Origin of the sequence: Collinsella aerofaciens (genome assembly GCF_015553355.1) — a bacterium.
Classification (GTDB): Bacteria; Actinomycetota; Coriobacteriia; order Coriobacteriales; family Coriobacteriaceae; genus Collinsella; species Collinsella aerofaciens_V.
In genome coordinates this window covers 1-2309 of sequence record NZ_JADNGN010000064.1, presented here as the reverse complement: position 1 = coordinate 2309, position 2309 = coordinate 1, and the positions used below count along the sequence as shown (strand labels likewise).

Here is a 2309-nt window from a genome sequence, read left to right as displayed (position 1 = left end):
CCTCTCGGCGGCCTTGCGAAAAACAAATCCAAGTTAGACCATTTCAAATGGTTCGATGTCTGCCCGGATGCGACACTGAAGTAAGTGTCCATCCTCGCAGTATCCGGTTCTCAAGGTGCACGCCCCGCGGCTCATCCGGTTCCACCGGGCCGCGCGGCAAGGAGACATATTGCCAGACCGGAGGGGCCCCGTGGGCGGGAATCTGGGCGTACACATTTCCTACACATATAAGTACTCTCGGCTGGCTGGTTAAAAACAGGAGGGGACCTCGCATCCGAGATCCCCTCTTTAGCCCATCTATAGCTATAGACTCTTAAATACCTTATGCCAGCAGCTTGCGACCAGACTCCTCAATCGCGTCAAGTGCGGCATCAGCCTCGGCGGCATCCGCGCCCTTAGCGAAGATGTACAGCTTAATCTTGGGCTCGGTGCCGGAAGGACGAACAATACCCTTGTTGCCGCCCTCAAGATCGAACTCAATGACGTTAGCCTTCGGCAGGCCGTTCACGCAGGTGTTGTAATCCACGACAGCCTCAATCTTGGAACCGGCGAGCTCCGCGGGCGGGTTCTCGCGCAGACCAGCCATGATGCCGGCCATCTTTGCCGCACCCTCAGCGCCCGGATAGCTCAGCGAAATCGTCTTGTTGTGATAGTAGCCATACTTCTCGTACAGCTCGTGCATCGCATCTGCAAGGTTCTTGCCCTGGAGCTTGTAATACTGCGCCATCTGGCAAATCAGAAGAGAAGTGCTCACGGCGTCCTTGTCGCGCACGTGGTCACCGGCCAGATAGCCGTAGCTCTCCTCAAAACCGAAGATAAAGCGATCGACCTCGCCAGCATCGGAAAGAGAAGTAATGATGTCGCCGATGTACTTGAAGCCCGTCAGGCAGCGGCGGAGCTCAAAACCGTACTCGTCGGCCAGAGCGTCAACCATGGCGGAAGAAACGATAGTAGTGACAGCAACCTTCTTAGTGAGGTCCTTACCGCGAGCAGCGCGGGTCTTGCAGATATAGTCAAGCAGCAGAACGCCCATCTCATTGCCGGTCAGCAGCAGATAGTCATCGCCATTCTTAACGGCAACGCCAACGCGATCGGCGTCAGGATCGGTTGCAAGCAGCAGATCGGGGTGAACCTGCTCGCACAGGTCAATGCCCTTCTGCATGGCCTGACGAATCTCGGGGTTAGGATACGGGCAGGTCGGGAAATCGCCGTTAGGCTCCTTCTGCTCGGGAACAACCGTGACATCAGTGATGCCAGCGCGCTCGAGCACCGTCGTGACGGGAATGAGGCCAGTGCCGTTGAGCGGAGTGTAGACGAGCTTAAGCGGAGCGCCAGCGATCTCCTCGGCAGAAAGGTTAGTCACGCCGCGGGCGAGAACGGCGTCGTAATAACGCTCGAGGCACGAATCATCGATCCATTTGACCAGACCCTGCTCAAGAGCCTCATCGAAGTCCATGGACTTCACGCCGGTGAACGTATCGGTTTCGGCGATAGCCTTAGAAATTGCATCGGCGGCCTCGCTGGTGATCTGGCAGCCGTCGGGGCCATAGGCCTTATAGCCGTTATAAGGCGCCGGATTATGACTAGCGGTCATGCAAATGCCACCGGAGCACTTAAGGTCGCGGACGGCCCAGGAGAGCGTCGGCACAGGAGAAATCTTGGGATACACGAGGGCAGTCACGCCGTTTGCTGCAAGAATGGCAGCCGTCGTCTTGACGAACAGCTCACCTTTATTGCGGCTATCGCGAGCGATGGCGACCGTCGGATGCTCGAAGGTCGCATTGAGGTAGTCAGCGAATCCCTGGGTCGCACGACCGACCGTATAGATATTCATACGGTTAGTGCCCGCACCGATAGTGCCGCGAAGGCCGGCAGTACCGAAGGCGAGATCCTGGAAGAAAGCGTCGGTGATGGCGTCCTCATCACCCTGCTCCTTCATCGTGTTAAGCTCAGCGAGGAGCTCCTCGTCCTTGACATTGGCAATCCAAGTATCAAGCAGCTCATGAACATCTGCCATATCAGTCCTTCCGTCACAATCAATAAAACGACCCGTGTAAAACAGGACAAGCGCAGCAGTGCGCTAAAGCAAATATTAGTCCATTGAGAACAAAGAACCGACCAAAGAACGGTGAACGTTTATATTCACCGGTGGATGATTGGATTGATTTAATTGCTTAGCGAATGCCGCCTTAAACGCAAAAAAAGGGGGAGGCCGCGAGGCCTCCCCCTTCTCAGTTCAAGCGTACGGCTCGGTGCCGTCCACCGGTCAGCGGCGCCCTGGCCTCCCACGGGCTGACCCCGCAGTACTC

1 protein-coding gene is annotated in these 2309 nt (G+C 56.6%); it reads right to left on the bottom strand.

Annotated elements, in window-relative coordinates; all coding sequences use genetic code 11:
- Positions 1-322: 322 nt before the first annotated feature.
- Complete coding sequence (locus I2D57_RS09785) at positions 323-2017, bottom strand: phospho-sugar mutase (RefSeq protein ID WP_195362344.1); 1695 nt, start codon at positions 2015-2017, stop codon at positions 323-325.
- Between the last annotated feature and the right edge of the window lie 292 nt (positions 2018-2309).